4 protein-coding genes and 2 pseudogenes are annotated in these 6,001 nt (G+C 45.0%); 4 read left to right on the top strand and 2 right to left on the bottom strand.

From position 1 onward, the window contains the following. Positions 1–324 precede the first annotated feature (324 nt). Positions 325–1,788: an amidophosphoribosyltransferase gene (gene purF, locus IM479_RS17915; RefSeq protein WP_286827068.1), complete on the bottom strand. Its 1,464-nt coding sequence runs from the start codon at positions 1,786–1,788 to the stop codon at positions 325–327. A gap of 315 nt (positions 1,789–2,103) precedes the next feature. Further along, on the bottom strand, positions 2,104–4,374 hold the full coding sequence (purL, locus tag IM479_RS17920) for a phosphoribosylformylglycinamidine synthase subunit PurL (protein ID WP_287684191.1): 2,271 nt from the start codon (positions 4,372–4,374) through the stop codon (positions 2,104–2,106). 149 nt (positions 4,375–4,523) lie between these two features. On the opposite strand from purL, the pseudogene IM479_RS17925 reads away from it, so the two are divergent. The 4 genes and pseudogenes from IM479_RS17925 to tnpA form a co-directional block, all read left to right on the top strand. Next, positions 4,524–4,971, top strand: a pseudogene (locus IM479_RS17925) (DUF29 domain-containing protein); the annotation flags it as partial. Between the two features lie 122 nt (positions 4,972–5,093). After that, on the top strand, positions 5,094–5,387 hold the full coding sequence (locus IM479_RS17930; protein WP_287684192.1) for a nucleotidyltransferase family protein: 294 nt from the start codon (positions 5,094–5,096) through the stop codon (positions 5,385–5,387). Next, positions 5,384–5,719 carry a HepT-like ribonuclease domain-containing protein gene (locus IM479_RS17935; RefSeq protein WP_287684194.1) on the top strand — a complete coding sequence of 112 codons (336 nt, stop codon included), beginning with the start codon at positions 5,384–5,386 and terminating at the stop codon, positions 5,717–5,719. The genes IM479_RS17930 and IM479_RS17935 overlap by 4 nt, the downstream gene beginning before the upstream one ends. Positions 5,720–5,797: 78 nt before the next feature. Further along, a pseudogene (gene tnpA / locus IM479_RS17940) lies at positions 5,798–6,001 on the top strand (IS200/IS605 family transposase); the annotation flags it as partial.

Raw genomic sequence — 6,001 nt, forward strand, 5'->3', positions numbered from 1 at the left:
AACCGCACTTTTTCTCGGTCAATGATGACAATAAGTTATGACTTAGAAACTAATCAACAACTAAAGCTTATGCTTGTAGCTAAGTGAAATCATTGATTAAGAGACCTGTGCTTTTCAATAACTTTTTCAGCAAACCCTAAGTAGGGTTTGCGGCAAAAAGTTTTTCGGTGGGGGTTGGGGGTTGGGGGTTGGGGGTTGGGGGTTGGGGGTTGGGGGTTGGGGTGTAGGGGATGGGGGATGGGGTTTTACCGATAAGGGACTTTTTGAGGGAAAAAAAGTCTAAAAACCTTATCCAACAAGGTTTTTAGATTTATTCAGCAAACCCTATTTAACTTTTTCTAAGATCAACTTCGAGCGCTTAACATTATCGGGTACAGGAATCGGATAATCACCATTAAAACAGGCAGTACAGAAGGTTTTCGGGTCTTCCTTCGTTGCTGTTAACATGGCATCATGACTGAGATAAGCTAAACTATCCACCCCGATTTGTGCCTGAATTTCCGCCACCGATTTAGTTGCCGCAATTAATTGCTCTTGGTTATCCGTATCAATGCCATAAAAACAAGGATGAGTCACCGGAGGAGAAGATATTCTCATGTGAACTTCTCTTGCACCAGCATCGCGTAAAGCTTTAACTAATTTCCGGCTAGTGGTTCCCCGCACGATCGAATCATCAACAATAATAACTCTTTTTCCCTGTAAAACATCCTTTAAAGGATTCAATTTCATCTTAATTCCCGACTCTCTCATGTGTTGGGTTGGTTGAATAAAAGTCCGTCCCACATAACGATTTTTAATCAATCCTTCCGCGTAGGGAATATCAGAAATGCGCGAAAATCCGATCGCAGCTGGAATACCAGAATCGGGAACTCCCATCACCATATCCGCTTCTACCGGCGACTCTTTGGCTAATTGTTCCCCCAAACGTACCCGATAAGTATATAAAGATTCCTCGTGAACAATGCTATCGGGACGAGCAAAATAAATCATCTCGAAAACGCATAATTTTTTCTCCGGTTTCATGGCCCAATCCACTGAAGATAAGCCATCTTCACTAATCCAAACTAATTCCCCCGGCTGCACATCCCGCAGATAATCGGCCCCGATAATATCTAATCCGCAGGTTTCCGAAGCTAAAACATAACGGGGGGGATTGCCTTCTTCTTGCAAAACCCCAATTACTAACGGTCTGACACCATTGGGATCCCGCACCCCGATAATTCCCGTCGGTGTGCCGATAACAAGGCTGTAAGCCCCGCTACAATAGCTAAAGGCATCGATCGCCGCTTGTATCCAATCCTTGCCACTATCCACTTCCTGGCCGATAGCGACGGCGATCATTTCCGAGTCGGTGGTGGTGCCGAAATCACAACCGCGCTTTTCTAATACATTTCTTAACTCAAAAGTATTGACTAAATTGCCATTATGTGCTAGGGAAAGTTTACCTAAACGGGTTTCGATCACGGCAGGTTGGGCATTGGCGCGACGGCTAGAACCGGTGGTAGAGTAACGAGTATGACCGACAGCGTGAGTACCGGGCAAGGTTTTAAGGACAGTTTCGCTAAAAACTTGGGAAACTAAGCCCATTTCTTTGTAACAATGCACCGTTTCCCCGTCGTAGGTGGCAATACCTGCCGATTCCTGTCCTCGGTGTTGCAGGGCATAGAGTCCAAAATAGGTCAGTTTTGCTACTTCTTCCTCAGGGGCATAGAGTCCAAAAACTCCACAGGCTTCTTCAGGCTTATCGACGCGGTTCAGGGATAGGGATGAGTCGGGATGGCTAAACATGAGAGGACTGGGGTTTGGGGCTACTTTCGATACAAAATCTTAACTTATCTTAATCTATTTTTAACACCTTATTTAAGGGGATTTGGGAACAGTTATCCAGTTATCAGGTGTTGGGTGTTAGGGTTTTGGGGTGTTAGGGTTTTGGGGTGTTAGGGTTTTGGGGTTTTGGGGTTTTAGGGTGTTAGGGTTTTAGCTGAAATTCCCCATTTCCCCATTTCCCCATTTCCCCATTTCCCCATTTCCCCATTTCCCTATTTCCCCATTTCCCCATTTCCCCATTTCCCCACTCCTGACGACCGACTCCTGTTTCCTTCCCTAAAGTCTTCTTTCGATCGCTTTTGACCAAACTTGCTGTATAGTTTCTAGACTAACATCGATCGCCGGTTGTTTATCCCGGTCAAAAATCCGAATATTCTCGCTTTTTTCGCTAACTTTGCCGGTTATTTGCCAATAGTCTCCTAATTGTGTCTTTAGATATTCTTCCCAATCTTGCTGATTTTCGGAGGAAACGGAGACGATAATGCAACTAGCTAATTCTCCGAATAACACCGCGTCAAAACGGCCTTGATTGTGCCAAGAAAGGTCAATTTCCGCCCCTAATTGGCCACTAATACAGCATTCTGCCAAAGCAGTGGCTAAACCTCCCTCCGCGCAATCGTGGGCAGATTTCACCCAACCGGCGCGAATTCCCCGACGACAGGCCGCTTGTACCTTTCTTTCTAATTCAAAATCAATTACCGGCGGTTTTCCCGTCACCAAACCGTGAATAACGGCTAAATATTCGGAAGCGCCGATAGTTGGCAAGGAAAAACCCAAAATATAGATTAAATCCCCCGTTTTTTGCCAACCTTGACCGCAAATTTGCCCTATATCCGGCACTAATCCCACCATCCCAATCACGGGAGTCGGATAAATAGACTGGGGGCTGCCAGCTGCATCAACGGTTTCGTTGTACAAAGAGACATTACCCCCAGTCACTGGTGTATTCATTTCCCGACAAGCTTCGGCAATACCCTGACAAGCAGTGGCTAATTGCCAATAACCGATTGAATTCTCTGGACTGCCGAAATTGAGATTATCCGTGACAGCAATAGGGTCAGCACCAACACAGCTAAGGTTTCTGGCCGCTTCTGCCACGGCCAACTTAGCCCCGTTATAGGGATCAAGATAAACGTATCGCGGATTACAATCTGTAGTCGCCGCTACACCGCGCCGAGAATTTGCGGGATTAGCACCCAGAGGACGCACGCGAATCACGGCCGCATCGGCTCCCCCGGGGAGAATAACGGTGTTATTCTGGACTTGATGATCATATTGACGATAAACCCAGCGTTTTGAGGCAATCGAGGGACTATCGAGCAGTTTTAATAAAATCTCGTTATAGGATTCGGGAATAGGAATCGTGCTATCTTGCCATAATTGAGCTTTTTGGGCGTATTCTGGCGGTTCTGTTAGTAATTCCCGATGATAAATCGGAGTGTTATCCGCTAGGGCCGTGGCAGGAATTTCGGCGGCAATTTCCCCTTTAAATAATATACGGACGATCGGTTCTGCAATTACCTGGCCAGCGACCACAGCCTGAAGTCCCCAACGATGGAAAATCTCGATTAATTCGCCTTCTCGTCCCGATGCTGCCACAAATAACATTCTTTCTTGGGATTCCGATAGCAGATATTCGTAGGGAACCATCCCGGTTTCCCGGACGGGGATTTTATCGAGGTCTAATTCAATTCCCACCCCTCCCTTGGCCGCCATCTCGGAAGTAGAACAGGTGATCCCTGCGGCCCCCATATCCTGGGCCGCCACCACCGCGCCGGTCTTAAATGCCTCTAAACAAGCTTCTATCAGGGATTTTTCCAGAAAAGGGTCGCCCACTTGCACCGCGGGCCGGTCATCCATAGATTTATCGGTTAATTCGGCGCTGGCAAAACTTGCCCCTCCCATACCGTCGCGGCCGGTGGTAGAACCAACGTATAAAACCGGATTTCCCAGGCCTTTTGCCCCAGATTTGACGATTTCTTCGGTTTCCATTAGCCCTAAAGCCATGGCATTAACCAGAGGATTGCCATTGTAGGCATTATCGAAGTATATCTCACCGCCCACCGTGGGAACGCCCACACTATTGCCATAATGACTTATCCCTTCCACGACTCCGGCAAAAATGCGACGATTGCGGGCATCTTCCAAGTTACCAAAACGGAGGGAGTTGAGGATAGCAATGGGACGCGCCCCCATGGTAAAAATATCCCGCAGGATGCCTCCGACTCCGGTAGCGGCACCTTGAAAGGGTTCCACCGCAGAAGGATGATTATGGGACTCGATTTTAAAGGCTAATCGCAATCCATCGCCTAAATCCACTACTCCGGCATTTTCTCCGGGACCGACGAGAATTTTTTCGCCGGTGGTGGGGAATTGTTTGAGGAGCGGCCGGGAGTTTTTATAACAGCAGTGTTCTGACCACATCACGCCAAACATTCCTAATTCGGCTTTGTTGGGGTGTCTTCCCAGTCTTTTGACTATGTCTTCGTATTCTTCGGGTTTGATGCCTTCTGAGGCAATTTCTGCGGCAGTGAAGGGGGTAGTCATGGGACAATGCGATCGAGGGACAAGATTTATTGTATAACGTCTGATCAGATCGAGTTATAATATTTAGTAAAAGATAAAAAAGTTAAAAGGGTTTGCGCTAGTTAAAGTTAAGCTAAAGAAATAGTTTTATTAGGAGTTGGAACGAAACTATGGCAGTAGAAACAGCTTTATCAATGAAAGCATTATACGATCAGGATTTTGTTCTTTGGGCTTCCAAAACCGCCGAACTTTTAAAGCTAAAAAAGTTTGATGACGTGGACTGGGAAAATCTGCTCGAGGAAGTGGAGTGCATGGGGAAAAGTGACAGAAGGGCTGTAGAAAGTTTATTAACCCAGCTTATCGAACACCTGTTTAAGTTAGCTTATCACAAATCGGAACGGGAGCGAGAACGCAACGTCTGTCACTGGGTAGGAGAAATTGCCAGTTTCCGAACTCAACTAGGAGAGTGGCTAGAAACCACTACTCTGTCGCAACCATGCGCGGGATTATTTTCAAAAAGCCGACTCGAACGCTCGAAAAACCCTAATACAAGCGAAAACCGTCCCTGGCGACGCGATTTCTCTAGAGCCTCCTTTCTCCCTCGAACAGGTAAGGGATCTTTCAATTATCAAGGGCGATCATTTTTTGGTGAGGAGAGGCACTAACTTTTCTGTCACCTGTAATGAAAAAGGGCGATTGCGGTTTTATTGTTTAAGATGGAGAAGTGGGAGGTTTGAGTAATGTCTTTAAAAAATTTAATTCAGGAAAAGCGCGAAAAAATCCTAGAAATTGCGGCGAATCATGGGGCTTTTAATGTCCGTTTATTTGGTTCGGTCGCTAGAGGTGAAGAAACAGAAAATAGTGATATTGATTTTTTAATTGATTATGATATAGAAAAAATTTCGTCTTGGTTTCCGGTCGGTTTAATTCATGATCTAGAAGATTTATTGGATAGAAAAGTTGATGTTGTATCGGCTAAATCTTTACACGAGTTTATTAAAGAGCGTATTTTGGCAGAGGCAATAATGTTATGAAAGATGCCAGAATTTACTTGATTCATATTCGAGAATGTTTAACTCGAATTGAGAATTATACACAACAGGGACAAAATGATTTTATGAACAATATCTTGATTCAAGATGCTGTCCTTAGAAATTTAGAGGTTATGGGAGAATCCATTAAACAGTTACCAGAGGACTGGAAGGCTTCACAGCCGAATATTGAATGGGTAAAAATTGGCGACTTTAGAAATGTTTTAGCCCATGATTATCTACGAGTCGATCTTGATGTAGTTTGGACTATAATTGAGAATTATTTGCCTGGATTGGAAGAAGCGATTGATAGTATTTTTAATGAATTTTGGTAAGGCTTAGTGCGATCATTTTTTGGTGAGGAGAGGCACTAACTTTTCTGTCACCTGTAATGAAAAAGGGCGATCGCTGTCTTATTATTTGTGAACGGGGAATCTGATCATGTACACGCTCTAATTGAATACCCACCGAAACTTTCTATTTCTGTAATGGTTAATTCTTTAAAAGGGGTTTCTAGTCGCAGGTATGGACAAGCTGGCTATCCTAAACCCTATGGGAAAGATGCTCTTTGGTCTCCTAGTTATTTTGTTTCTTCTGTAGGAGGTGCAACCCTGGAA

This window comes from Microcystis sp. M165S2, from assembly GCF_020245885.1.
Lineage (GTDB): Bacteria > Cyanobacteriota > Cyanobacteriia > Cyanobacteriales > Microcystaceae > Microcystis.

Coding starts and splice junctions, on each gene's coding strand:
- purL (WP_287684191.1), bottom strand. CDS start 4,374: ATGACTACCCCCTTCACTGCCGCAGAAATTGCCTCAGAAGGCATCAAA.
- purF (WP_286827068.1), bottom strand. CDS start 1,788: ATGTTTAGCCATCCCGACTCATCCCTATCCCTGAACCGCGTCGATAAG.
- IM479_RS17930 (WP_287684192.1), top strand. CDS start 5,094: ATGTCTTTAAAAAATTTAATTCAGGAAAAGCGCGAAAAAATCCTAGAA.
- IM479_RS17935 (WP_287684194.1), top strand. CDS start 5,384: ATGAAAGATGCCAGAATTTACTTGATTCATATTCGAGAATGTTTAACT.